We start from the raw sequence: 25,955 nt of genomic DNA on the forward strand, positions 1-25,955 counted from the left end.
AAAATAACTCCTAAAAAGGAGTTATTTTAATGCGTTTTTTTCTTATACTAGTTTGCATTAGCACTTTTGCATTTGCTTATAAAGTTCAAGGCATCTTAAAAAATACCACAGCTCACACAATAAGCATTCAAACAAGTTTTGATAATAATTTAATCATCACAATTTTACCCCAAACACGTATTGATGTTTATGGTTGTGGAATTTTTGGAAGCAATAAAAAACAAGCTAATGTACAAGATTTAAAAAAAGGAAGCCTTGTTAAAATTAAAGGCAGTAAAAATGGAAGTATTATCATCGCTGAAAAAATTATAGTTGAATGCGATAATCAAAGAAGAGCTTATTAAGATAATAGCTCTTCTTTGTCTTCTTTATTGATTTTTTCTATATAAAGACTTTGCGAAGGAAAAGCAAAGCTGAGTTTATTTCTTTCAACAATTTTCATTAACTCAAGCAGAATACTTTGTCTTGCCTCTCTAAAACCACCTGCATCTACTGCTTTGGTATAAAAATATACTTCTATATCAATAGAACTTGCACCAAAACCACTCACAGCCACATAAGTGTTATTTTTATACCCTTCTAAGTCATTTACTGAAACTAAATTTTGTCTGTATCTAGCACGCGTTCCGCCATGATTTAACGCGCTATCATCAACTTGGGCTATCAAAGGACTAGTAGCTAATAAATATCTTATATCTTCTACACATTGTTCAAGTTGCTCAGGTCTTGCATCATAAGTGACACCGATAAATAATTTTACATGGCGTCCTATTTTTCTTTTGCTCCAATTTTTTATATTTGTTCCCATGATGGTTGAGTTTGGTAAAAATACTAAAGAATTATCAAAAGTTCTAATAGTGGTTTTTCTAAGTCCAATTTCTACTATGGTTCCTTCTATACCTGAAATTTCCACCCAATCGCCTTGATTAAAACTATTATCAAAAAGCAAAAGCACGGAAGCAAAGAAATTTGCGATAATATCCTTAGCTGCTAATGCCACAGCTAAACCACCAATACCTAAAGATGCAATTAATGCTGAAATATTAAACCCTAAATGCGCTAAAACAAATAAAACAGCTATCACTATAATGATAAAATATAAAATTTTAATGATTAAATTAACCACTTCACGCTTACCACTTTTTTCAGCAAGCTTTGCAACAATCACCATGCCATAACTATCAAAGATATTTATCACAAGCCAAGCAGTTAAAATAACATAAGCAATGGATAAAATATTGCTAATTCTTATATCTACAGGTGCAGGATAGTAAAAAATGGTAAAACAAATTCCTATAGCATAAGCAAATAAAAACCAACCCACTGGCCCTTGAAGTTTTTCTAGAAAATGAGTTTTTATCTCCATATTAGCTGAATTTTTTCCAAACAAACGTATGAGTATAAAATATAAAATCTTTGCTAGATAAAATTTCAAAGAATAAAAAAAGACAATTACAGCGATAGAAATGACTATTTTTCCAAGATTTACGCTACTAATAGAAGTTTGTTCATTGATATAATTAATCGCATTTTGCAAACCCAAACCTGTAAATAAAAAATTAGTTTCAAGCAAACTAGCATTGTTTCTTAGATAAACTAAAATTTCATTATAAGATTTTATAGCATTTCTTAAATTATTTTCATTGATTTCTAAGGTTCTAAGCTGAGTAATATCATTAATTTTTTCTTTATCTAAGGTAAAATTAAAAACCATATCTTCTTTAAGCACATCAATACTTTTATCAATAATGCTTCTTATAGTCTGACTTTGTGCTCCTTCGATAAAAACTTTTTCTAATTCAAAGATGCATAGGTAAAAATGTTCTGCAGAGGTTAAATTTAAAAGTTTAATTTTATTATCTACATAATCATAATATCTTTTCTTAGCTTGAGCATTTTCAACACTTTTTTGCAAAGCATTTTTAGTTTGTAAAAAGTCTTTCGCCTCTTTATCATCAATTTTTTGAGATACCATTTTTAAAGGTAAAGTAGTTAAAATTGCAGCTTTTTGTTTTTCTATTTCTTTAATATTATCTTGAAATTCACTGCTATTTGTATCGCTATTTTTAAAGCTTTCTAAAAGCAAATTTAGCTCTATGTAATTTTGTACTAGGGCAAAAATACTATTTTTATCCTCTAAAGCGTTTTTTTCTTGTGCATATAAAGCATTAACAAATAAAAAAAGCAAAATAATGCTAAAAATCTTTTTCATGGTTTTCTCGCTCTCTCTTGAATTAAAACAAAATTTTCAAAATTAAAATCATACTCATAAATTTCACCCGTTTCTATGATGTAATACCAAGCATGGAGTTCAATTTCTTTTTTATTTAAAGCTTCTTCAACGCCTGGATAAGTTAATAAATTTTGCAAAGAATTTACCAAATTCATTTTTTCAGTCATCCAAGAACGCATAGCTAAATCACTACCTGCAATCTTTAAAACCTTATTTTTTATAGGCTCAAGCAAAGTAAGCCATTTTTTGACATTAGGCATATTTTTTAAATCATTTTCGTTTGCATATAAAGCCGCGCAGCCTCCGCAATTACTATGACCGCAAACTATAATATTTTTTATATGTAAAGAATTAAAAGCATATTCAATAGCTGAAGTAGTTGCTAAAAAATCATCCCCGACTCTATAAGGTGGAACGATATTGCCTATATTTCTTACAACAAAAAGCTCGCCTGGACCTGTATTAGTGATTAAGTTTGGTATCACTCTTGAATCAGCACAACCTATAAAAAGCGTATGAGGATTTTGTTTGTTTTTTAAACTTTCAAAAAGCTCTGCATGCTCTTTAAAATCTTCTTGCATAAATTTTAAAGCACCATCGATCAAGTCTTTCAAGAATAGTCCTTTTTTGTATTTTAACAAGACATTATACTAAAATTATTTTTACTTAAACCAAATCAATAAATTTATTTTTTGTTATATTTTTATGTAGTTTTAATCTTTCATTTATCTTTTTTTTGTAAATTTTGGTTTTAAAAATTATTGGAGGATTTTAATGAGTCTTTATGATAGAGATTATTCTAACTCTAAAACTCAAGAATTTGAAGGTTATGCTAGAAGTGATTTAAGCATTTTTATAAAACAAACTTATCAGCTTTTTGCTGCTTCATTATTAGCTGCAACAGCGGGCGCTTACATAGGAATTTTTGCCCTAGCGCATTTATTTGCACAATCTCAAGCAACTTTTTGGATTTTATTTATTGTTGAAATTGGTTTATTGTTTGCATTACAATGGAAAAAAAGAGAAGCTCCGCTTAATTTAATTTTACTTTTTGCCTTTACTTTTGTTTCAGGGCTTACTTTAACACCACTTTTATATTCAGTTTTAGCACTTCCTGCAGGGGCTAGTATCATCGCTCAAGCTTTTGCTTTAACAACAGTAGCTTTTGGTGCTTTAAGTGTATTTGCTATGAATACAAAAAGAGATTTTACTATGATGGGAAAAATGCTTTTTATAGCTTTAATCGTTATCGTAGTAGCTTCTTTAATTAATCTATTTTTCCAAAGCTCACTTGTGAGTTTAGCTATTTCTGGTATTGGTGCGATTTTATTTTCTTTTTACATCCTTTATGATACTCAAAACATCATTAGAGGAAACTATGAAACACCAATCGAAGGCGCAGTTGCTCTTTATCTTGATTTTATCAACCTTTTCATCTCTCTTCTTAATATTTTAAGAAGCTTTAATAGCAGATAAAAATTTGCGAGATTTTTTCTCGCAAATTTTCTTTACCTCTTTCAAGTTTTTATCAAACTTTTTAAGTTAAAATACTCATTTTATTTTCAATAAGGAAAATTCATGACTACTCTTTTAATTATTTTGCAATTTGCAATTGTTGTAATTATTTGTATTGCAGTTTTATTACAAAAAAGTTCAAGCATAGGACTTGGAGCTTATAGTGGAAGTAATGAAAGTTTATTTGGAGCAAAAGGTCCTGCGGGATTTTTAGCTAAATTTACTTTTGTAATGGGTGTTTTACTTATTGCTAATACAATTGCTCTTAGCTATATGTATAATAATGCTAATTCTAACTCACTTGCTGAAAAAGCAGAACAAATTTTACCAAAAGCACCTGAGACAAACACAACTAACATTCCAGTTGCACCAAGTGCCCCAATTAGCGAAAGCAACACTAGCAAATAAAAAGGATAAACCATGCTAAATGAAATTTATACCAAACAAAAACAACAATCAGATAAAAGCTTAGAGGCCTTAAAAAAAGATTTTACCACTATAAGAACTGGTAAAGTAAATATCAACATACTTGATCATATTCATGTAGATTATTATGGTAGTGCAACCCCACTTAATCAAGTAGCAACAGTTTTAGCAACTGATGCTTCAACCATAAGCATTACTCCTTGGGAAAAATCAATGCTAAAAGCTATAGAAAGTGCCATAGCTGCAGCAAATATAGGAGTAAATCCAAACAATGATGGTGAAAGTGTGAAATTATTCTTTCCACCTATGACAAGAGAACAAAGAGAAGAAAATGCTAAAAATGCCAAAGCTATGGGAGAAAAGGCTAAAGTAGCCATTAGAAACATTAGAAAAGACGCAAATGATGCGGTTAAAAAATTAGAAAAAGATAAAGCAATTTCAGAAGATGAAGCCAAAAAAGCTTATGATGAGGTTCAAAAACAAACTGATAATTACACAGCAAAAGTAGATGAATTAGTTAAAAATAAAGAAGCAGAACTTTTAAAGGTTTGATAATGAACTTAGAACAAATTTATAAAGATTGTGGGGCATACCTACAAGGGCATTTCTTGCTTAGCTCAGGGAAACACTCTGAGTTTTACCTTCAAAGTGCTAAAGTTTTAGAAAATCCAAAACTAGCAGGTGAGCTTTGTGAAGAGCTTGCAAAAGTTATTGCTAGTTTTAACATTGAATTTGATAGCATTTGTTCTCCTGCCTTGGGTGGAATTTTAGCAGGTTATGAGCTTGCTAGAGCTTGCAATAAACGCTTTATTTTCACTGAGCGCGTGGAAGGAGTGATGAGTCTTAGACGTGGTTTTGAAGTAAAAAAAGGCGAAAAATTTATCGTTTGTGAAGATATTATTACAACAGGTGGTTCTGCACTTGAGAGTGCAAAAATCATCGAAAGCTTAGGTGGGGAAGTAGTAGGCTTTGCAGCTTTAGCAAATCGTGGTTTTTGTGCGGTAAAAAATTTAAACAACCCTAGAAAAGAAAATGCAAAACTGCCTGAAAATTTACCACTTTTTGCACTAGGAAATTTCGAATTTGATATTTATGAAGCAAATGCTTGTCCACTTTGTGAAAAAGGCACCAAAGCTATCAAACCTGGTAGTCGTGGAAACTAATGAAAACTAAAGCAAAAATAGCTACTCGCTTTTTAAGATTTAAAGCTTTTTTGATTGATCTATTTTTGCTTTATGTGCCTGTTTTATATTTATTTTATTTCACACTTGGCTCTAAAGAAGCCTTTTTAAACAATCAACTTATAATTTTTTTATGTTCTTTGCTTTTTGGGCTTATACAGGCCTTATTTTTAGCAAAAAAAGCTCAAAGTCCTGGACTTAAAGCTTATGATTTATATTTAATTGATCTTAAAAATGGCCAAAAACTTAATTTTTTTAGAATACTCTTACGCTATATAATTTTTATCGTAAGTTTTGGTTTATTGATTGGGTTTTTGGTAAGTTTTTTAAGAAAAGATACTTTGGCTTTGCATGATATTTTAAGCCAAAGTGTTATTGTCACAAAGGTAGAAAAATGAATAGAAAAAGAATTTATAATCCAAAATCAAATGAAACTTTAAATGATAGAAAAGTATTTAATGGTAATCCTCATGGGATTTTAAATTTTACTAAAGCAAAATACACTTGGGCTTTAAAGCTTTGGGATTTAATGGAGGCAAATACTTGGTTTCCAAAAGAAGTAGATACAACCAAAGATGCACTTGATTATCGCTGTAATCTAACCGTAGCAGAAAAAAGAATGTATGATTTAGTTTGGTCTCAACTTATCTCAATGGATAGTTTTCAAACAAACAACCTTGCTGATAATATTAATCCTTACATCACAGCACCTGAAATCAATGCAGTTTTAGCAAGACAAGCTTATGAAGAAGCAAATCACTCAAAATCTTATGCAGTAATGGTTGAAGCAATCTGTGAAAATACGGACTTAATTTATGAAATGGAAAAACATGATGAGACTTTAAGAGAAAAAAATGATTTCATTTCAAGTATTTATGAAGAATTAGCTGGCGAAGTAGATGATAACAAACTCTTACTTGCAATGGTAGCAAATCAAATCTTAGAAGGAGTATATTTTTATAGTGGTTTTACTGCTATTTATGCTTTAGCGCGCGCAGGGAAAATGCTAGGATCAGCACAAATGATACGCTTTATACAAAGAGATGAGATTACACATTTGCTATTATTTCAAAATATGATTAATTCTGTGCGCAAAGAAAGACCTGATTTATTTAATGATACCAATGTAAATAAAATCTATGATATGTTTAAAAAAGCAGGTGAACTTGAAATTAAATGGGGCAAATACATCACTCAAAATCAAATCATGGGCTTTACAGATGATATTATAGAAGAATATATTCATTATCTTGTTGATCAAAGACTAATTGCAATTAATCTTGATAAAATCTATAATGCAAAACATCCTATTAAATGGGTAGATGATTTTTCTAAATTTAATGATCAAAAGAGTAATTTCTTTGAAAGCAAGGTTACAAATTACTCCAAAGGAAGCTTAAGTTTTGATGACTTCTAAGTCTCAAAACTACTCATTTTTTTATACTTTTTAAATCAAATCTCTTTTTCAGTTTAATATTTTATTTTTATTTATTCTAATATAGTAAAATCGGCGGTTTTTATTTTATTTCAAAGGGGAAATGATGGAGTTTTTAGAACTTTTGTTAATCTTTATCGCCATAGTCCTCATGATAGTTAAACCAGAAAAAGAAAAATTAGCTTTTTCTATACTTGTAATTTCATGGGCTATTATGGTATTTGACTATTTAGGTCGTAAATCAGGCGCAATCTTAGGCCTAATGAATCTATAAGGTGGCAAATATGTGTGATATTAACAAAACTAAATTCTTTTATTTTTTAATGTGCTTAGCAGGCTTTTTGGTTATTTTATTGCCTGTTGGAATTGCAAATTTAATCTTTGGCTATATACTAGGTGATAGCCCTTGTACTTCTTGCTGGGGTCAAAGAGAATCAATGATTTTCATCGGCGTAGCGGCTTTATTTGTTGTACGTTATGGTATGAAAGGTAAATTTTTAGCTTTCCTTTTAATCGCAACAGCTTTTGGTTTATGGCAATCATTTAATCATATAAGCGGCCATGCACACCGTGATCTTGATCAAGGTTTTGGTTTACCTATTTTTGGTTTACATACTTATTTTTGGGCTGAAGTGGTATTTTGGGCTGTAGTTTTACTACTTGGTGTTATTTTTGCCTTTGCTCCAAAATTTGGTTCTTTTGAAAAAGAAATGGAAGGAGCTAGCTTTAGAAAATTAACTAAATTTAATCTAGCTGCTATGGTTATTGTTGCTTTTATTGTAGCTTCAAATGTATTCCAAGCTTTTGTAAGCACTGGTCCTGTTCCATATAGCGGACAAGGCGATCCGGTTCGTTTTAGTTTAAATCCAAAATACATCATTTGGGATGATTCAGGTTGGAGCAAAAGCTGGAAAAGCATTTCTTTCTTAGGAAAACGCGATGTTAAAGAACCTGACTTTGCTTTTGCGCCTGCTAGTGAAAAACTAGGTATTCAATTTGATAATAATATTAGCAATGCTCCATTTGCAAGTATTGATGAAAATCTAAAAATAACAAATGAAACAAAAATTGATTTTCCTAAAGCTATCAATACACTTGATTATATCAATGGAGAATATGTTGCAAGTTCAAAATGGGAAGTATTTTTCCTAGATAATAATTTTAGCACTAAAGTTGATTTTATTTTAGATCCATATTTTTCAGCTACAATCAACCCTATCGTAGGAATTATCCCTTATCTAGACAATAAATACATCTTAATGGGTTCTAATAAAACTTTCTTAAGATTTGCTCAAAATCCTAATGCAAATGAGGCTTTACAATATGCTGACTTTATGAAAGGGGCAAATAATTTCGAAGGTCAAGGCAAAGATCTTGGTCGTGGTAGAATTGATACAGTTAGAGCTAAATTCCATCACATACTAAGCACAACTACTGATGGAAAATATATGTATACAGCAACTGTTCCAAACAATAAAGACGCTAAAACTTTTGTAATTTCTAAAATTTCTTTAGCGGATAGAGTTCTTTCAGCTGAATTTACTCCTAAAGCTGATCTAAAGGAAGGGAAAACATTAGGTGATCTTTATGTAACTTCAATGGCATTTAAAGACGGTAAAATTTATGCATTAAGCAAAAAGCATAATGTTATTGCTGTAATTGATCTAGATAAAGAAGAAGTTGTAAAAACCATTTCTTATCCAGAAAATATAACTAATGCAAGAAGTTTATTCTTTAAAGATGGCAAAATACACATCTTATCTTATCAAGATGGATTAAACATTCTTTATACACTTGATTAATCTTAAGGCGTTTTTACGCCTTAAGGATTTTAAAGCTAGATAAATAAAATTTAAGATAAAATAACACTTTTTATCAAGGGGTGCTTATTGATTCATATATTTGAACAAAAACAATGTCAAACTATGGCAGAAGAAATTCGCAAAAATACTTTCATCAATGAAGAATTATTTGAAGCTTTTTGTTCCACTCCAAGAGAAATTTTTTCACCTTTAAAAATGCATGCTTATAGACTTGATGCGCTTCCTTTAATGGGCAATCAATGGATAAGCTCACCTTTAACCGTAGCTAAAATGACTATGGCACTTGATTTTAAAGATGCTGATAGTGTTTTAGAAATAGGTTGTGGTAGCGGGTATCAAGCTGCGATTTTAAGCAAACTCATTAGAAGAGTTTTTACCATAGAGCGCATTGAAAAACTTGCAATTAGCGCTATAGAAAAATTTAAAAAACTAAACTATGCTAATATCCATGTAAAATTTGATGATGGACAAAATGGTTGGAAAAATTATGCACCTTATGATAGAATTTTACTCTCAGCTTATATAGAACATATCCCAAATGTATTGTTTGATCAACTTGAAAACAATGGAATTTTAGTAGCTCCTTTACTCATAGGAAATCAACAATTTATCACTAAATTTACCAAAAAAGATGGCGAGATTAGTAAAGAAGTTTTAGATGAATGTCTTTTTGTACCCATCAAAGATGGTAAAGAATAATCCTACTAATTTTAGGTAAATATTTAATTTTAATATAATTATTTTTAAACATAAGCTTTTTATAGGGGATATTTTTTTATAATTATATTAAAAAGGAATATTATGAGTTTAAAAAAAATACTTTTTGGTTTATTTACCACTAGCATGCTTTTTGCCTATGAGCAAATGCCTCAAAATGCCTCACATGGAAATTTTATAGAAAAAGATAAATGGAAAAATTTAGATAAAAACTGGATTTATTGTGAAAGTGGGTTAAATCAAGATTTTATTAATATAAACAGCAAAAAAGCTACAAATAAAAATCATTCTTTAGAATTTAACTATTCAAATGACTCTTTTGGTTTAATGAATGATGGTTATACCATAAAAATGTATTTTGCAAGCAATGGAAGCCATATCGTGCTAGATAATACAAGTTATAATTTATCTCATTTTCACTTTCACGCTCCATCAAAAATTTCTATTGATAAAAAGTCTTATCCTTTAGAAATTCATTTTAGCCATGTAAGTCAAAAAGGCGATATAGCAGTAGTTGTGCTGTTTTTACAAGAAGGCGTGGAAAATCCTTTTATTAAAAAAATCATCCGTGCTTTTCCTAAAAAAGAAGGCGATAAACTTTATGTTCAAGGCTTAAGTGCTAATGAGTTATTACCAAATGACCTTCAATCTTTTTATATCTTTAAAAATAAACTCAACAAGCCTTGTAATCAAAAAATCACTTGGATAGTTTTAAAAGATATAAGCTATGCATCTAAAGAGCAAATCCAAACTATACAAAATTTAATGGGAAAAAATGAGAATTTAAAAATACAAGAAATTAATAATTTAGAACAAAATGATTAAGTAAGCTAAACTTAATCATGTATAAAAGCTTGGATTTTTTCTAAATTAGCTCTAAAAAGTTTAAAATTTAGCTCACTTGAAATTTTTAAATCAGCAAAAAAAGGATTTTTCAAACTAGCTATGAGTAAATAATCATCTTTTTTCAAAACTCTTTGTGTAGAAAATTCTTTATTCTTTACTTTTTCAAAAATACTTTCATTTGAACTAATATCTTCTTTTAATTTCTTACTATAAAGCAAAATTCCACAAAAGAAATTCCCAAATTCATCTTTAAATTTCACATCATAAAGAATAAAATCATCAAAAATAAAAGAATTTTGAGAATGATAAGTTTTTAAAGAAAAGTCAAAAGCAATTTTTTCAAAATATTTTTGATCAAAGCCTTGTTTGTCAAATTTAGCATTGTTTTGTTTTAAAAATTCTTCACACATTTTAAACACAAGCTCATTGCGTCCCCACATAAGCTTTCTTCCTAAAATTCTAAAAAACAAAACTCCTGCTAAAACAGCAAAAAACAAAGCTATAATCACATCTTTGCTAAATTGAAAAGCAAGAAAAAATATAACCAAAGCTTCAGCAAATGCTAAAATTTGTAAAGCTTTGAGTCTTTTATTTAAAGCTTGTCTTATGGCTTCAAAATCCATTAAGACTTAGCCTTTTCCATTCTTTTTCTTTGAGTAGGATCAAGATATCTTTTTCTAACTCTAATATTTTGTGGAGTAACCTCTACAAGTTCATCTTCTTCTATCCACTCTAATGCTCTTTCAAGGCTTAATTTTCTAGGTGGTACAAGCTTAATCGCATCATCGCTTCCACTTGCTCTAACATTAGTTAAATTTTTACCTTTAATAGGATTAACATCTAAATCATTTGGGCGTGAATGCTCACCTATAATCATACCTGTATATACTTTTGTTTGAGGATCAATAAATAATACCCCTCTATCTTGTAAGTTAAATAAAGAATACCCTAGTGCAACACCATTTTCCATAGAAATTAACGCGCCATTATTTCTTTTTTCAACTGCTCCACTAAATGGACGAAACTCTAAAAAGCTATGATTCATTACACCCTCGCCTTTAGTATCTGTTAAAAATTGTGATCTAAATCCTATAAGCCCACGCGCAGGAATTTCAAACTCAAGTCTAGTTTGACCATCTCCAGTTGGTGTCATAGTTTTCATTTCAGCTTTTCTTTTACCTAATTTTTCAATCACAACCCCAGTAAAATCATCAGGCACATCAATCACCAAATGCTCAAATGGTTCTGTTTTAACTCCATCTTCTACCTTAACGATAACTTCAGGTCTTCCCATGCAAAACTCAAAACCTTCTCTACGCATATTTTCAGCCAAGATAGTTATTTGCAGTTCACCTCTTCCACTTACTTTAAATTTGCCCTCGCCTGTACTTTCATATTTCATAGCAATATTAGTTTTCATCTCAGCTTCTAGACGTTCTGCGATTTTATTTGAAGTTACATGCTTGCCTTCAGTACCTGCTAAAGGACCATCATTTACTGAAAATACTATGCTTAAAGTCGGTTCTTCTATATGTAAAGGATCAAGCGGCATAGGATTGTTTGGATCTACCACACTATCTCCCACATCTAAAGCTTCAAAACCTGCAATCGCTACAATATCACCTGTTCCTGCTTCCTCAATGTCCATTTTTTCTAGACCCATAAAACCAATAAGTTTTGAAATTCTTCCATTGATTTTAGAACCATCTGCCTTAGCAAGCATTACATTTTGATTTTTCTTTACTTTACCATTAAAAATTCTTGCAATGCCTATTTTACCAACGAAATTATCATAACCTAGAGTAAAAACTTGAAGCTGTAAAGGGTTTTCATCGCTACCGCTTGGAGCAGGTACGCGCTCAAGTATAGTCTTAAACAATGGCTCCATATTAGTGCTTTCATCTTCAAGCGCAAGCTTTGCATAACCATTTTTAGCAGCTGCATAAACTACAGCAAAATCAAGTTGTTCATCATTTGCTTCTAAAGCCACAAAAAGATCAAAAATTTCATTAATTACTCTTTCAGGATCAGCAGCTGGTTTGTCGATTTTATTGATAACAACGATAGGTTTAAGCCCTAAAGATAAAGCCTTTTTTACCACAAATTTAGTTTGAGGCATAACACCTTCTTGCGCATCAACTAAAAGCAAAACCCCATCAACCATTTTTAACACACGCTCAACCTCACCGCCAAAATCAGCATGGCCTGGAGTGTCTATGATGTTTATTTTAGTACCTTTATAATTAATAGCAGTATTTTTAGAAAGTATAGTAATACCTCTTTCTTTTTCTATATCATTACTATCCATCACACGCTCTGCTATTTGCTCGCGTTCACTAAAGGTTCCTGATTGTTTTAAAAGCTCATCTACCATTGTTGTTTTTCCATGGTCAACGTGAGCTATAACAGCTATATTTCTAATATTGTCCAAGTTTTTCTCCAAAGTCTTAAATTTAAAATCTAATATTATATAAAAAAATTGCTTAAAAATTAAGATTGCTAAATTGGAACACTTGTTGCTTTTATTTTGGGTAAGAATTATTTTTAAGGAGAAAAATATGTCAAACCTAGGAACTCAAATCTTTAACGCTAACTTAGAAAAACAAGGAACTTCAGTTTTAAATAGTAAGCATTTTATGGAACTTTTAAATTATCTAGAAGTTGTAAATTCAAGTGAAGAAAAAGAACTAAACTATGCAAAACTTTCAAGTAAAGTAAGTGAAATTTTGGATGATGCTCATAATGAAAATGCAGTTTTAAATGCTAAAAATATAGAAGAATTACTAGTAATATTTAAAAACTTTAATCTTTCTCATGAAAATTTAAAACTTGATTGTGCAGCACAATTGCAAAATTTATTTCCAAATTTAGCAAAAAATAATTTTTTAGTAGGTTAATTAATGTCAAATATCCAAGCTAGCGATGCTTTAAACTTACTAAGCATCGCTCCACAAAATGAAAATCCTAGCAAAGAAAGTGCTAATTCAAATGGTAATGGAGAAGAATTTTTAAATTCACTATTGCAAGCTATAGATGAAAAAGATGGAAGTTTACCAAAAGACTTTAAAGCACCACAAAAAGAAAATAAAAACGAAAGCTTAAAAGAAACCATTGATGATAAAGTTCAATTAGACGAAAAGGATGCTTTAAAGCTTTTTGAAGGTGCAAATTTTATGCAAATTCTTTCTTTACTAGAAGTTTTACAAAGTGATAGCAAGGATATAAAATTAAACAAACTTGTCCAAGATAATACTGCTATTTTAGCTCTTGAAAAAAACCTGCACAAGTTAAAAAATATAAAAAATATCAATGAGCTTTTTAATATAGCAAAAGAACTTGGATTAAATATAAAAAATATAAAATTTGAACAAATCAAAGATTTAAAAGAAGCTTTTCCAAATCTTGATAAAAAAGGTTTTTTTGAAAATGCAAAACAAAACAATACTAATGTTTTTCAAGATTTAATCAATCAAAAAATCACCAAACTTTTAAAAGAAGAACCAAATACAAATAAAAATATAAAAAGCAAAGAAAATGAAGGTGTTTCTTTACTTTCTTCTGCTTTAAAAAACATAGAGCTTCCAAAAAAAGATGTAAAAGTAAAAGAAAATATTCAAAATATAGATTTCAAAGAAAAATTTATAGAAAAAATTCAAGATAACAAAGAAACAAAAAATATAAAAAATATTAATAAAAATGATAAATTAAATGATATAGAACTCATTAATCTAACTCAAAATTCAAACTTAAAAAAAGAAATTAAAGATAAAGAAAAAATAGATTTTAAAGAAATATTAAAGAATGAAAAACTAACTACTAGCGAAGATAGCTTTAGTAAAAAAATAAGTTCTGTTTTAGAAAATTCAAAAGATTTAAAAACTGAATTAACAAATATAAAAAATACTCAAAATATACAAAATCAAAATCAAGATTTAAAAATTAACTTAGAAAATCTATTGACCCCTCAAGATAAACATTTAAAAATAGATAAAAATAATCAAAATATAGATAATTTTAGTGATATTTTTAAACACACAAAAGAGTTTTCAAAAGATGATAGTGATCATAATGAAGAAAATTTAAATTCTTACGTGAAAGAAATGAATAGAGTTTCTAATAATTTTGTGAAAAATCAAAATATTCCTATGAAAGAAACTTTCAATGATTTTGCCCAAGAATTTAAAGACAAACTAGAAAGTTATAAAGCACCTATAACTCGCTTTAGTATAACTTTAAATCCACACAATCTTGGAGAAGTAGAAGTTACCTTAGTCCAAAGAGGATCTAATCTAAACATCAGCTTTAATTCTAATCAAAATACTTTAAATCTTTTCATACAACATCAAGCTGAGTTTAAAAATGCTCTTGTAAATATGGGCTTTACAAATTTAGAAATGAATTTTAACAACCAAGAAAGAAAAGAGCAGAATAATCCACAAAAACAAAAAAATAATAACAATAAAGAAGATAAGGTGAATTTTGAAAAAGAAATTCAAGAAAAACCAAGCTTAGAGATGGTTTTAGCTAAATATTTTTAGTATGGAATATTTTTTGCTTTAAGCTTTAAAAACATATAAAAAAGGATTTTTATGTCAAATATAAATACACAAACTCTTCAAGGTCCTTTAGCAACACTTAATACTAAAGATATGCCAAATGCAAAAGGAAATGCTAGAGCTGGAGAAGGCGATAGTGGGTTGATTTATAACCCTGGAGCAGAACTTGACAAGGATGCATTTTTAAAGCTTCTTTTGATAGAACTTCAACACCAAGATCCAACCGATCCTATGGATACTGAAAAAATGCTTACTCAAACAGCACAACTTTCAGCACTTGAAATGCAAGATAACACCAATAAAACCATGACTCAACTAGTAGATGCGATGGCAAAACTACAAAATTCTATTGCAGCAAGTACCGGTATGAGTGCATTAGCTGCGGTTGGAAAACTTGCAACAGTTAAAGATGATTATCTTGTGGTAGCAGATGATGATATACAATTTCAAATTAATATGTATTTACCAAAAGAACCACAAAAAGGTAAAAAGACTGATATTGACACTGAAGGTTTTGAACTTAAGAAAAATGGTGAAGACAAACTAGACATTACAGGTAAGGTAGATAAAGAAATAGCAGGGCCTGGGGAAACTGTATATGTAAAATTAGTTGATGATAAAGGCCAAGAAGAAACTGTTAAAGCAGTAGTTGGCGAGGATCAAACCTTTAAAATCATAGGACATACTCCAAGCGTTGATATCAAAACAGCTAAGATTGATTCAGCTTATAAATCAGATAGCGAACCTGTAACATTTACTATTTATAACGAAGCAGGTGATCCTGTAAGAACAATGAAAGTTAAAGATATGACTGCAGGTATGAAACAGATTGTTTGGGATAGAACAGATGACAGTGGAAATCCTGTGCCATCTGGTAAATACTATGTAAGAGCAAGTTATATAGGTGAAGATGGAACAACAGTTAACTCAACTTATGGTGCTTATCCTATCACTGGTGTAAGATTTGAAGATGGAGAAGCCTTGGTTGGCATGGGTGGAAGCTGGGTTAAATGGGAAGACATTAAAGAAATTACAGGATAAAATCATGTTTACAGCATTTTACAATGGAGTAAATGGAGTAAAATCCCAAAGTTATGGCATAGACAATACTGCTCACAATATAAGCAATGTCAATACAGTTGGTTTTAAATACTCTGATGTAGCATTCAAAGATGTATTTTACAGCACTGTTACAACCCAATCATACAACAAAGGTCAAACTGGTTATGGTAGTGTAGCAGGAGCTACAAATGATGTTTTTGAACAAGGACCACTAGTTTCTACTGATAATGAATTTGATGTGGCTATTGCTGGAAAGGGCTTTTTTGGTGTAAGTAATGCTAATGGAGTTTATTATACTAGAAATGGTGCTTTTAAACCTGATGCAAATGGATTTTTAGTAGATTCAAATGGTAATTATGTGCTTGGAACTATGAATCCATCATTAAAAGAAATTCAGCTAAGCGATAGGGTTTCTAATATGTTTGGTCAAGCTATGGGACAAAAAGTTACCACAGCTTGGAGTGGAACACCTGGAGAAAATTTCCAAATAGGTGGAGTTAATACCCAAGGGCCTATTTCTGTGCCTAAAAATCTTTATTTACCACCTCAACCAACACAAAATATCACTTGGAGTGGAAATTTAGACACAAGTACCAAAACAGAAGCAGTGAATGTAGATGTAGATGCTTCTAAATTTGAATTTAGTAAAAATGAAGATGGTAGTGTAAAAATTTCAGGTAGTGTAAAAGATGAGCAAATTTTTGGTTTAAAGCCTGGTGATACTATATATTTTAAAATTACTGATGAAAAAGGTGCTAGTCAAACATTACAAGCTACTTTAGATGAGAATTTGGCTTTTAGTATTGACAATCAAAAACTAGATAAAGTAGATTTAGAAACAGCTAAGTTAGAATCATCTCATTTAAGTGTAGAAAAAGAAGTAGCTGATAGCACAGAACTTTCTGCAAAATTAATTAATCCTGATGGTTCTACTAGTTGGGTTAAGGTTAAATTAGATAGAGTTTTACCGCAAAATGGCACAGATTTAGAGTACAAAGCCGTTGCTCAAGTATATGATAATGATGGCAATAAAATAGGTGGAACTACCGAAGGTTTAATCACCTTTAATGAAGCTGGAGCTTTGGTATCTAGCACTCTAAACTCAGTTGATAATAATGGAACAAAAGTCAATATAGACCTTGGTTCTTATTATGATCCAAATATACCAAATTCAGGTTATGATGGACTTCATGCTTTAAAAAATAAACAGCCTTCAGTACACACACAAACAGATGGCAAAGGTGAAGGGTTTTTAAATAATTATTCTATCAACACAGATGGTACCATCATCGCCACTTTTACTAATGGCGATCAAATAGCTATGGCAAAACTTGCTTTGTTTAATTTTACCAATGAACAAGGTTTGGAAAAGCTAGGAGAAAATCTTTATGGACAAACAGGAAATAGCGGTAATCCAACCTTTTTGCTTGATGATAATGGAAATTTCAGCACAGCAACCTTTAAAGGCTCTTATTTAGAGCAATCAAATGTAGATTTATCCGTAGCATTTACAAACTTAATCACTTTGCAAAAAGCTTATGATTCAAGTAGTAAAAGTATCACAACAGCTGATCAAATGATACAAAAAGCAATCAACATGAAACGCTAATTTTAGCCTTTCATGATGGTTCTTTTGAATTTTTTTCTAAAATATATTTTATTTCTTGCTCAAAAAATTCATATACCCTAAGTTGCACTAAAGCTTCTTCTTCATTTTTATCCATCAAACGCTCAAGTCTATGAAAATTAATCTTTTTTGCATATCTTGGATTTTTCTTTAAAAGTGAAGCAATATTTTTAAGCAAAGCATCTAAACTAAGCTCATTTTTTAAAACTCTATCTACATATTCTTTAGAAGTTTGCACTAAAATCGCCTGCCTACTTTTATCATCTGGATAAACTTCATTTGCAATATCAGCCAAAACTTGCCAAATTTCTGCTTTTATAGTCTTATTTGCCGCAATAATAGCAGCAAAAGATTTTGCTCTAAATTCTAAAGACAAATGACTAGGAACAAAAAATTCTCTAAATTTAGATAAAAAATTTGCAAATATACTCAACATACTTCACCTCAATGTTTTTTAAGATATTTTAAGGTATTATTTCAACTGCCTTCTCTTAGACCTGTGCAATGCTATTTTTAAGCACCGCTTCAGGGTGGGAACACAGCAGAGCACTTAGACTTAGTGTGTGCCGCAGTCATCTGGGAGAGGGTTTTAAAGTTTAAAATATCCTTTAATATCCTCACAAATTCTAAAGAAATTTACCCCATTAATAGTCGGATTTGTTTTAAAATATTCATACATTCCCACAAAACCGCTTTCAAGCTCTTTAGACTTTACTCCATAGCTAATCGATAGAGCTGCTTCTATAAAAGCTGCTAATTTATCACAATATTTCAAAGCCTTTCCATCAATAGCCTTAAAACGATCTTCATTAACAGCATCTAAACTACCACTATAAACACTTGGCTTGTTATTAAAAATACGATTTTCAAATTCATTTTTTACAAAGACACTTTCTTCATTTTGTCCTTCTCTAATACCAAGTATATAGCTAAATTCCTCTCTAAAAGATAGTGGTATAAAAGGTAAAATTTTCTCATTAATAAGCTTCATTTCATACTCATTGATGATTTCATTTAAACCATCTATGCCATATTTTACCGGAGAGATGATATCTCTAGTTAAACTTTCAGGCAAATCATGAAACAAAGCGCAATAAAAATTGCTTTCTATTCTACCATCGCATGCTTTTACTTCTAAAGAATAAAAATAAGACAAAATAGCCACTACAAGCATATGTCCTAAAACCGCAGTTTCAGGAATCCTTGGAGTTTGCGCCCATCTTTTTTGAAAACGCAAACGTCCGCTTAGATCGATTATTTTAGAAATTTTTTGATTAAGAGCGATTTTTCTTGCGCCAATTAATTCATAATAATCTTCTAATTCTTCTTCAACCTTAGCCTTAATCTCATCAATATCACTTAAAAACGAGCTAGTTTGATAAACTATATTAAACTCCCACCTTGTCGCAAAATACGAAGCAGCTTTTAAAATAAGCCCTTCTTTCGCATAATCTTTACCTTGTAAAAAAAGCTCATAGCGTTTTAAAAACTCACCATTTTCAATATCTTGAATCATCGGTGCGATTTTACTTAACACCCAAGCACTTACTTGCTCATTTTTTGCACGTGTTATCTCATGGTACACATCAGGGCGTATATCAGTCACTACTACCCTGCTTAAAAACTCAAAAATCCCCGCTTCTATAATAAAGCGCATATTGATATCTTTTTCCATTTTAGCAATGAAATAAGCAATGATAAATTTATGTGCTTGCTTATCAAGCTCGACTAAATTTGTCATTCTAGGATAATCATTCCATCTTGATATAGAAGCTGCTTTAAAAATATGCTCTATTAATTCTACACTAATCATTTATTTCCTTTTTTTGCTGTGATTTTACTTTATTTTATAATCTTTAGCAAATTTTATTTTGATATTGTGATTTGAGATTTTATTGTAAAATAATCTTTAAAACTTATCATCAACATAAATACGAGGTTCTACCATGATTAAATTAAACAACGAACAAGGTTTTGTAAATATAAATGGTAAAAAAATGATGTGGCCGATTTTTGATGAAGTTTTATTTTTTCACAATGATATAGCAACAGTAAAACTCAATGGCAAGTGGGGCTTAATAAATAAAAATGGAGATTTTATAATAAACCCAATATATGACTATATTAGTCACCTTAATGAAAATTTTATAACTATTCAAATAGGTAATAAGTACGGTTTCGCTGACAAAAACGGAAAAATTATAACTGAACCAAAATTTGACGATACGAATGGTTTTTACGAAAATTTGATATCGGTTTTAATAAATGACAAATGGGGTTTTATTGACACAAATGGAGAATTTATAATAAAACCTAAATTTGATTATGCGGGAAATTTTAACGAAGGACTTGCAGATATAAAACTAAATGAAAAATGGGGGTTTATAAACAATAAAGGGGAAATTGTTATAAACCCTATATTTGATGAAGTAGAGAGTTTTTATAATAAAGCCGCAATAGTTCAGCTAAATGGAAAATGGGGCTTTGTAGATACTAGCGGAAACATTATAAAATAGCAAATATAAATTTGATATTATTCCAATTACTAGAACTTTTATTTTCGCATACTCATTATAATTTTAGCAAATTAAAAACTTTCTATATCACTTAACTTAAGATAAATTTCATCATTTTTACTAAGTTCTTTATGATGATAAATGCTAAAAATATGTCCTTCCAAACTCACACTTAACTCATAAAAATCCCCATAAAATACACATTCTAAAACGCTAGCTTTTAAAGGAGTTTGTGAAGTTGAAATTTGTATATCATTAGGGCGTAAAATGCCATTTTTACTTTGCAAATATACTTTAAATTTCTCATCTAAAATTGTATTTGGATCTATAAAAAATGCTTCTCCTAAAAAGCAAGCACTATCTATATTTTTAGGCTTATAAAAAAGCTCTTTGGCACTTCCATAGTCTAAAATTTTCCCATCCTTAATCAAAGCGATATTATCTGATAAATAAAAAGCATCGTCTTTATCGTGTGTGACAAAAATAGCACTAAGCTTATGCTCTTTTAAGATATTTTTGATTTCTTTGCGCATTTTAACGCTTAAAGTGTGATTTAAATTTGAAAAAGGCTCATCAAAAAGTATGATTTTTGGCCTTGCAACTATGGTTCTTGCTAGTGCTACTCTTTGGGCTTGCCCACCGCTTAGCTCATTTGGATAGCGCTTTAAAAGTGTATTTAAATTTAAAATTTCTAAAACTTCATCAAGCCTTTGTTTTTGCTCGTTTTTACTTAAAGAGCTTATACCAAAGCATATATTTTCTTCTACATTTAAGTGCGGAAATAAAGCATAATCTTGAAACAAAACTCCAACATCACGCTCTTGTGGGGCTAAATACACACTCTTAGAAGCAACTAGTTTATCCCCTATACAAATACTGCCATCATTGATTTCAAAAAAACCTGCTATACAACCAAGTAAAGAACTCTTACCACATCCACTTTCTCCCAAAATACTGACAATCTCACCTTCTTTTAAGCTCAAAGAAATTCCTTTTAAAACTTCTGTTTTTCCAAAAGATTTGTAAAGATTGTCAATTTTTAAGATTTCCATTATTGTCCTTTTTGGTTGTTTTTATTTTGCAAATAATGCATTAAAAATGTAGGGATAATCCCAAATAACACTATAATCAAAGATGGCAAAGAAACATTATAAATTAATTCATTTTCACTATAAGCAAATACAAGCGATGAAAGAGTTTGAAAACCTGATGGTGAAAGTATAGTCGAAATAGGCAATTCTTTTAAAATATCCACACAAATAATCACCACAGCCAAAGCTAAATAGTGCTTCATCAAAGGAAAATGAATTTGAGTGAAAATTTTAAGTGGTTTTGATTTTAAGGTTAAATTCGCATAGTCTATGTTTTTAGAAATTCGCTCATAGCCTGATTGAGTCGCAAAAATCCCTGAAGCTAAAAATCTTACAAAATATCCAAAAAATAATACTAAAAATCCACCACCTATGGCGTATTCAAACGATAAAAGATCAAAAATATAATTTAACACACCCAAAATCACTAAAATTCCCACAGCTACCACAGCTCCAGGTAAAGAATACCCCAAAGTCGTAAGCCAAAGAATGATTTTAGAAGCTTTTGTATCGTTTAAACGCACCACAAAACACAAATAAAATGCCACCCCCACAATAGTAAAAGAACTCACCAAAGCCACGCTAAGACTATAAAATGCAGGTGTTAAGACATTGCTTAAATTTTGCATAAAATCAAACCCGGCCCAATAAACAAGCCATATAATAGGCACGACAAAGGCTAAAAATGCCACTAAAAAGCACCATAAAAAGGCTAAAAATGCCTTTAAGCCTTTTAACTCATCTTTTGGAGTAGGTAAAAATACATTTTGATTAAAGCCTTTTTTGCCTCTTTGAATTTTTTCTAAAAGCATTAAAAGTGCGATAAACACTAGCAAAGCCACGCTTAAAGCCACAGCACTCACTTCATCACCGCCACTTCCCCATGTTCTAAAAATTCCTGCACTAAAAGTATCTACGCCAAAATACGCCACCAAGCCATAATCACTCAAAACCTCCATAGCCACCAACAGCAAAGCGCCCACTATACCCACACGGCAAAATGGCAAAATCACTTTAAAAAATGTTTTTGAATTAGAAGCCTTAAGTGTTTTAGCACTTAAAATGATATTTCCAAGTCCATAAGCAAAAGTATTTTTAGCAAAAAAATACACATAAGGATAAAGTGCAAAAGATAAAATCACAATCACACCATATGCATTCATGATATCTATACGCCTATCAATACCTAAAAAAGTAGGGATTAAACCTTGAAATTCAAACAAATCAATCCAAACAAAACCCATCACATAAGAAGGTATAGCCAAAGGTAAAATCAAAAACCATTCAAAAAATTTCGAGCCAAAAAATTTATAAAAAGCTATCAAATAGGCACTAACTAAACCTATAATCAAACACAATACTAAAGTACCAAACAATATAAAAGCACTACCAAAAATATATCGTGGCAAGACATTTTTACTCAAATGTTTTAAGGTGTTAATATCTATAAAAGGAAGGTGCAAGATGATGGCAAGTATAGGCAGTATGATTAAACTACAGAAAAAAAAGGTGGCAAAAGACCACCTTAGACTTAAAAATTTCAAATTTTATTTTTCCTTAATTATTTCCATTGAACTTCATCAAAAATCATTAAAGCTTCTTTAGCATTACCCCAGTAAGCTTCAAAATTTGGTTTTTCAATTTTAAACTCGCCCCATGATTGTAAAATTTTAGCAGGTTTTACTTCTTTATTTACCGGATACTCATAATTTTGGTTTGTTAAAATTTCTTGTGCTTCTTTTGAAAGCATAAACTCGATAAATTTAACAGCAGCTTCTTTATTTTTAGAAGTTTTTAAAACACCTATACCACTTACATTAATATGCGTTCCTCTACCATCTTGGTTTGGAAAAATCACTTTTACTGAATTTGCAGCTTCAACATCTTTAGGATTTTTTGAATTTGCTAAATGCCCTAGATAATAACTATTTGATATAGCTACATCGCCTTCTTTTGCATAGATTGCACGAATTTGATCACGATCCCCACCTTTTGGAGTACGTGCAAGATTATTTGCTATACCTTGTGCCCATTCTTTTGCTTTTTCTTTACCCAAAGTATCAATCATTGCACTTAGTAAAGAGATATTATAAACATTATTTGAACTTCTTACTAAAACTTTACCTTTAAATTTAGGATCAGTTAAATCCTCATAAGTTTTAATCCCTCCATCTTTAATTCTATCTTTAGAAGCGATGATGATTCTTGCTCTTGTTGTAAAAGCATACCATTCGTTGTTTTTACCTCTTAGCTCTTTTGGAGAAAGTTTTTCTAACTCAGGTGAGCTAACTGAAACAAAAAGATTATTTGTGCGAACTTGTTCTAAATTTCCCGCATCAGCAGTCATAAATAAATCTGCTTTTGAATTTTTACCTTCAACTTCTAATCTTTTAGCAAGCTCATTAGCCTTAGCTTGCACCACATTTACACTAATGCCTGTTTTTTCTTGAAATAATTTGAAAATTCCTTTATCAGAATCATAATGACGATGAGAATAAATCGTAAGCTCTTGAGCGCTTAAACTCATAGCAGCTAATAAAGATAGTAAAACTACTTTTGCTTTCATTTTATAAATTTCCTTAATTTTAAATTTTGAAATTGATAAGGATTATTATATTAATAATTCACTTTATATTTACTTAAATTGATACACATAATCATTTTAAAATAAAATGATACAAAATTAACATAAATCAAGATATTTTTTCTCTCATTTTTATATAATCACCAAAAATACAATATGCAAAGGAGAAAAAATGACTCAAGAACAAATTCAAATCATCAAAGATTGTGTGCCAATTTTACAAAAAAATGGCGAAGTTTTAACTAAAGAATTTTATAAAATCATGTTTGAAGAATACCCTGAAGTAAAACCTATGTTTAATATGGAGAAACAAGCTTCAGGAGAACAACCAAAAGCTTTAGCAATGGCTATTTTAATGGCAGCAAAAAATGTAGAAAATTTAGAAAATATGAGAAGCTTTGTTGATAAAGTAGCTATTACTCATACAAAATTAAATGTCAAAGAAGAGCATTACCCTATAGTAGGCGCTTGTCTTTTAAAAGCTATTAAAGTAGTATTAAATGCAGATGAAACTACACTAAAAGCTTGGGAAGAAGCTTATGGTGCTATTGCTAAATTTTACATAGACATTGAAAAAGAAATTTATGCAAAAGCTAAGTAATCATAGGCTTTGATTTCAAAGCCTAGAATTTTTCTACGGCATTTTTTGCTAGTTCTTTTATATCGCCTTTTAATTCACAAATTTGACCATTTTGTGCGAGTAAAATTCTATCAGCCATATCAAAATATACATCATCATGAGTTATAGCAAATATAGTAATACCTTTTTGCTTTAAAAGTGGCAAAAGTTTAGTATAAAAAAACTTCCTAAACATAGGATCTTGATCGGCTGCCCACTCATCTAAGATCAAAATATCCCTTTTTTCAAGTAAAGCATTAAGCATAGCAAGACGCTTTTTTTGTCCAGCTGAGAGCTTTATAGTGCTAAAAATATTTCCCACAAGCTCTACTTTTTCATTAAGTTCTAAAATTTCAAGCCAGTATGCCAAGTCTTCTTTACTAAATTTCTCATCTTCTAAAACATGCTCAAACAAATGAAAATCACTAAAAATAGCACTAATTAAACTTCTATACTCATAAATATTTTCTGAAGTTATTTTTTCATCATCTAAAAAAATATCCCCTTTAAAGTCTGTAAAAAGCCCTGCTAAAATCATAGAAAAAGTAGATTTACCACTACCGTTTTTACCTATTAAAAATACACATTCGCCTTTTTTAAGCTCAAAATTTACAGGTTTTAGTGCAAATTTTTCATTGTATGCAAAAGACACATCTTTAAAAGAAAGTTTTTGCCAAGTTTTTTTATTTTGACTGAGTTTAAACTCATGAGAATAATTTTCTAAATTTAAATTTGAAATTTTATCTAAAGCGATTTTTGCCATCATAAGCGTAGGAAAACTCCCTATCATAGCTCCAAGTGGCGCTCTTAAAAAAAGCACACTTAAAGCAATAGTCGTAGCACTTTGTAAACTAGTAAGCTCATAGCTTAAAGCTATATAAAACTCCACTCCTACTAAAGCTAGCATAGCGCTATTGCTCCAGTTGTTAGATAAAATATGCAAGATATTTCCCATAGTGGAGCTTTTTTTCTTTTTCAGAGCATTTTTTTCAAACTCATTTTCATAATAATACTTCGCCCTTAAAGGATTTAAGGTTAGTTCCTTATGTCCTTGTAAAATATTTTGATAGTTTTTTTGCAAAGCATCATCATTTTCTCTAGCATTTTTAAAATAAAAATACACCTTGCTCATCAAAAAATTATCCACCAAAAAAACACACACTATCCACGCTAAACACAAAAAGAAAATTTCTAAAGAAAGATAAGCTATATAAGCACTTACACAAATAATCAAAACACTTGATTGTATAAATTCAGGAAGCCTTAAAAGCCCAAAAGAAATACTACGCACATCATTATTCAAAGAAGCTAAAATTTTTGCTTTAGTAGTGTTTAAAATACTCAAAACACTTGTATCTAAAATTTGCTTTACAACCCTTCTTTGCATTTTAAAAATAAAACTTTGCCCAAACGAACTTAGTGTAATTTCTACAAAAGAAGAACTCGCAAAAAACACAAACAATAAAAGCACAAAATACACAATGATATTTGAGTTTTCAAGACTAGTTTTTAATAAAAACTCATTGATAAAAACTAAAGTTAGCACACCTAATATACTAGTAAAAATACTAAAAAGCAAAAAAAGAATGATTTTAAATTTATTTTCTTGAAATAAAATCCACAAAAAACTCACAATGATACCTTTTTAAACAATAATTATAAAATTATAACAATTTTTAAAAATTATTTTTTAATTACAAAGCCTTATTTTATAGTGTTTATAA

Annotated in this window: 27 protein-coding genes and 1 other RNA gene; 18 read left to right on the forward strand and 10 right to left on the reverse strand. The window is 30.1% G+C overall.

Annotation, left to right across the window (positions count from 1 at the left end; all coding sequences use genetic code 11):
• Positions 1-29: 29 nt before the first annotated feature.
• The gene (locus L8U98_RS06550; RefSeq protein WP_263679566.1) at positions 30-344 is read left to right on the forward strand and encodes a hypothetical protein; all 315 of its coding nucleotides are present in this window, start codon (positions 30-32) and stop codon (positions 342-344) included.
• Here L8U98_RS06550 and L8U98_RS06555 read toward each other — a convergent pair.
• On the reverse strand, positions 341-2,212 hold the full coding sequence (locus L8U98_RS06555; RefSeq protein WP_263702849.1) for a mechanosensitive ion channel family protein: 1,872 nt from the start codon (positions 2,210-2,212) through the stop codon (positions 341-343). The two genes, L8U98_RS06550 and L8U98_RS06555, sit on opposite strands and share 4 nt — an antisense overlap.
• The gene (locus L8U98_RS06560; protein WP_263664047.1) at positions 2,209-2,847 is read right to left on the reverse strand and encodes a carbonic anhydrase; all 639 of its coding nucleotides are present in this window, start codon (positions 2,845-2,847) and stop codon (positions 2,209-2,211) included. Before L8U98_RS06560 ends, L8U98_RS06555 begins: the two co-directional genes overlap by 4 nt.
• Positions 2,848-3,007: 160 nt before the next feature.
• On the opposite strand from L8U98_RS06560, the gene L8U98_RS06565 reads away from it, so the two are divergent.
• The 10 genes from L8U98_RS06565 (at position 3,008) to L8U98_RS06610 (ending at position 10,155) form a co-directional block, all read left to right on the forward strand.
• The gene (locus L8U98_RS06565) at positions 3,008-3,709 is read left to right on the forward strand and encodes a Bax inhibitor-1/YccA family protein (RefSeq protein ID WP_039619421.1); all 702 of its coding nucleotides are present in this window, start codon (positions 3,008-3,010) and stop codon (positions 3,707-3,709) included.
• A 102-nt stretch (positions 3,710-3,811) separates the two neighbouring features.
• Positions 3,812-4,156, forward strand: a complete 345-nt coding sequence (secG, locus tag L8U98_RS06570; RefSeq protein WP_012662194.1) for a preprotein translocase subunit SecG — start codon at positions 3,812-3,814, stop codon at positions 4,154-4,156.
• A 12-nt stretch (positions 4,157-4,168) separates the two neighbouring features.
• On the forward strand, positions 4,169-4,726 hold the full coding sequence (gene frr / locus L8U98_RS06575; protein WP_039668941.1) for a ribosome recycling factor: 558 nt from the start codon (positions 4,169-4,171) through the stop codon (positions 4,724-4,726).
• 2 nt (positions 4,727-4,728) lie between these two features.
• The gene (gene pyrE / locus L8U98_RS06580) at positions 4,729-5,337 is read left to right on the forward strand and encodes an orotate phosphoribosyltransferase (protein WP_263707096.1); all 609 of its coding nucleotides are present in this window, start codon (positions 4,729-4,731) and stop codon (positions 5,335-5,337) included.
• On the forward strand, positions 5,337-5,753 hold the full coding sequence (locus L8U98_RS06585) for an RDD family protein (protein ID WP_263664044.1): 417 nt from the start codon (positions 5,337-5,339) through the stop codon (positions 5,751-5,753). The genes pyrE and L8U98_RS06585 overlap by 1 nt, the downstream gene beginning before the upstream one ends.
• A complete protein-coding gene (locus L8U98_RS06590; RefSeq protein WP_263664043.1) occupies positions 5,750-6,772 on the forward strand; it encodes a ribonucleotide-diphosphate reductase subunit beta in 1,023 nt (340 codons plus the stop codon). The genes L8U98_RS06585 and L8U98_RS06590 overlap by 4 nt, the downstream gene beginning before the upstream one ends.
• 124 nt (positions 6,773-6,896) lie before the next feature.
• A complete protein-coding gene (locus L8U98_RS06595; protein WP_039619427.1) occupies positions 6,897-7,064 on the forward strand; it encodes a hypothetical protein in 168 nt (55 codons plus the stop codon).
• A 10-nt stretch (positions 7,065-7,074) separates the two neighbouring features.
• Positions 7,075-8,592, forward strand: coding sequence for a disulfide bond formation protein B (locus tag L8U98_RS06600; protein WP_263725309.1), 1,518 nt, complete (start codon positions 7,075-7,077; stop codon positions 8,590-8,592).
• Positions 8,593-8,682: 90 nt separating this feature from the next.
• Positions 8,683-9,312, forward strand: a complete 630-nt coding sequence (locus tag L8U98_RS06605; protein WP_263664091.1) for a protein-L-isoaspartate(D-aspartate) O-methyltransferase — start codon at positions 8,683-8,685, stop codon at positions 9,310-9,312.
• A gap of 102 nt (positions 9,313-9,414) precedes the next feature.
• Positions 9,415-10,155, forward strand: coding sequence for a carbonic anhydrase family protein (locus tag L8U98_RS06610; protein WP_263725310.1), 741 nt, complete (start codon positions 9,415-9,417; stop codon positions 10,153-10,155).
• A gap of 11 nt (positions 10,156-10,166) precedes the next feature.
• On the opposite strand, the gene L8U98_RS06615 is transcribed toward L8U98_RS06610, so the two are convergent.
• Positions 10,167-10,799 carry a poly(A) polymerase gene (locus L8U98_RS06615; RefSeq protein WP_263725311.1) on the reverse strand — a complete coding sequence of 211 codons (633 nt, stop codon included), beginning with the start codon at positions 10,797-10,799 and terminating at the stop codon, positions 10,167-10,169.
• Positions 10,799-12,607, reverse strand: coding sequence for a translational GTPase TypA (typA, locus tag L8U98_RS06620; RefSeq protein WP_039629177.1), 1,809 nt, complete (start codon positions 12,605-12,607; stop codon positions 10,799-10,801). The genes L8U98_RS06615 and typA overlap by 1 nt, the downstream gene beginning before the upstream one ends.
• Before the next feature lie 127 nt (positions 12,608-12,734).
• Here typA and L8U98_RS06625 point away from each other — a divergent pair, with 127 nt between their 5' ends.
• The 4 genes from L8U98_RS06625 to L8U98_RS06645 are packed head-to-tail and all read left to right on the forward strand — an operon-like array spanning position 12,735 to position 17,403.
• A complete protein-coding gene (locus L8U98_RS06625) occupies positions 12,735-13,073 on the forward strand; it encodes a hypothetical protein (RefSeq protein WP_263683132.1) in 339 nt (112 codons plus the stop codon).
• 3 nt (positions 13,074-13,076) lie between these two features.
• Entirely contained in the window at positions 13,077-14,714 is a 1,638-nt protein-coding gene (locus tag L8U98_RS06630; RefSeq protein ID WP_263725312.1) for a flagellar hook-length control protein FliK, read from the forward strand.
• 51 nt (positions 14,715-14,765) lie between these two features.
• Positions 14,766-15,773: a flagellar hook capping FlgD N-terminal domain-containing protein gene (locus tag L8U98_RS08280; RefSeq protein WP_412175048.1), complete on the forward strand. Its 1,008-nt coding sequence runs from the start codon at positions 14,766-14,768 to the stop codon at positions 15,771-15,773.
• Positions 15,774-15,777: 4 nt separating this feature from the next.
• Positions 15,778-17,403, forward strand: a complete 1,626-nt coding sequence (locus tag L8U98_RS06645) for a flagellar hook protein FlgE (protein ID WP_263725313.1) — start codon at positions 15,778-15,780, stop codon at positions 17,401-17,403.
• A 10-nt stretch (positions 17,404-17,413) separates the two neighbouring features.
• On the opposite strand, the gene L8U98_RS06650 is transcribed toward L8U98_RS06645, so the two are convergent.
• The gene (locus tag L8U98_RS06650) at positions 17,414-17,857 is read right to left on the reverse strand and encodes a hypothetical protein (RefSeq protein WP_263725314.1); all 444 of its coding nucleotides are present in this window, start codon (positions 17,855-17,857) and stop codon (positions 17,414-17,416) included.
• A 52-nt stretch (positions 17,858-17,909) separates the two neighbouring features.
• Between L8U98_RS06650 and ffs the strand changes: the two genes are divergently transcribed.
• An RNA gene (ffs, locus tag L8U98_RS06655) (signal recognition particle sRNA small type) lies at positions 17,910-18,007 on the forward strand.
• A gap of 3 nt (positions 18,008-18,010) precedes the next feature.
• Here the strand turns inward: ffs and L8U98_RS06660 are convergent.
• Positions 18,011-19,234 (reverse strand): HD domain-containing protein, encoded by a 1,224-nt coding sequence (locus tag L8U98_RS06660; protein ID WP_263725315.1) that lies wholly within the window; start codon positions 19,232-19,234, stop codon positions 18,011-18,013.
• A 133-nt stretch (positions 19,235-19,367) separates the two neighbouring features.
• Between L8U98_RS06660 and L8U98_RS06665 the strand changes: the two genes are divergently transcribed.
• On the forward strand, positions 19,368-19,937 hold the full coding sequence (locus L8U98_RS06665; RefSeq protein WP_263725316.1) for a WG repeat-containing protein: 570 nt from the start codon (positions 19,368-19,370) through the stop codon (positions 19,935-19,937).
• 71 nt (positions 19,938-20,008) lie between these two features.
• On the opposite strand, the gene L8U98_RS06670 is transcribed toward L8U98_RS06665, so the two are convergent.
• Genes L8U98_RS06670 through L8U98_RS06680 form a run of 3 tightly spaced genes read right to left on the reverse strand, consistent with a single transcriptional unit; the run spans position 20,009 to position 23,594 of the window.
• A complete protein-coding gene (locus tag L8U98_RS06670) occupies positions 20,009-20,989 on the reverse strand; it encodes an ABC transporter ATP-binding protein (RefSeq protein ID WP_263725317.1) in 981 nt (326 codons plus the stop codon).
• Positions 20,989-22,572, reverse strand: coding sequence for an ABC transporter permease (locus tag L8U98_RS06675; RefSeq protein ID WP_263725318.1), 1,584 nt, complete (start codon positions 22,570-22,572; stop codon positions 20,989-20,991). The genes L8U98_RS06670 and L8U98_RS06675 overlap by 1 nt, the downstream gene beginning before the upstream one ends.
• 17 nt (positions 22,573-22,589) lie before the next feature.
• Entirely contained in the window at positions 22,590-23,594 is a 1,005-nt protein-coding gene (locus L8U98_RS06680; RefSeq protein WP_263725319.1) for an extracellular solute-binding protein, read from the reverse strand.
• Positions 23,595-23,784: 190 nt separating this feature from the next.
• Between L8U98_RS06680 and cgb the strand changes: the two genes are divergently transcribed.
• Complete coding sequence (gene cgb, locus L8U98_RS06685; RefSeq protein WP_257397236.1) at positions 23,785-24,213, forward strand: single-domain globin Cgb; 429 nt, start codon at positions 23,785-23,787, stop codon at positions 24,211-24,213.
• A 22-nt stretch (positions 24,214-24,235) separates the two neighbouring features.
• On the opposite strand, the gene L8U98_RS06690 is transcribed toward cgb, so the two are convergent.
• Positions 24,236-25,864, reverse strand: a complete 1,629-nt coding sequence (locus L8U98_RS06690) for a multidrug ABC transporter permease/ATP-binding protein (RefSeq protein ID WP_263725320.1) — start codon at positions 25,862-25,864, stop codon at positions 24,236-24,238.
• Positions 25,865-25,955: the final 91 nt, after the last annotated feature.

This window comes from Campylobacter sp. RKI_CA19_01128 (assembly GCF_025771175.1).
GTDB lineage: Bacteria > Campylobacterota > Campylobacteria > Campylobacterales > Campylobacteraceae > Campylobacter_D.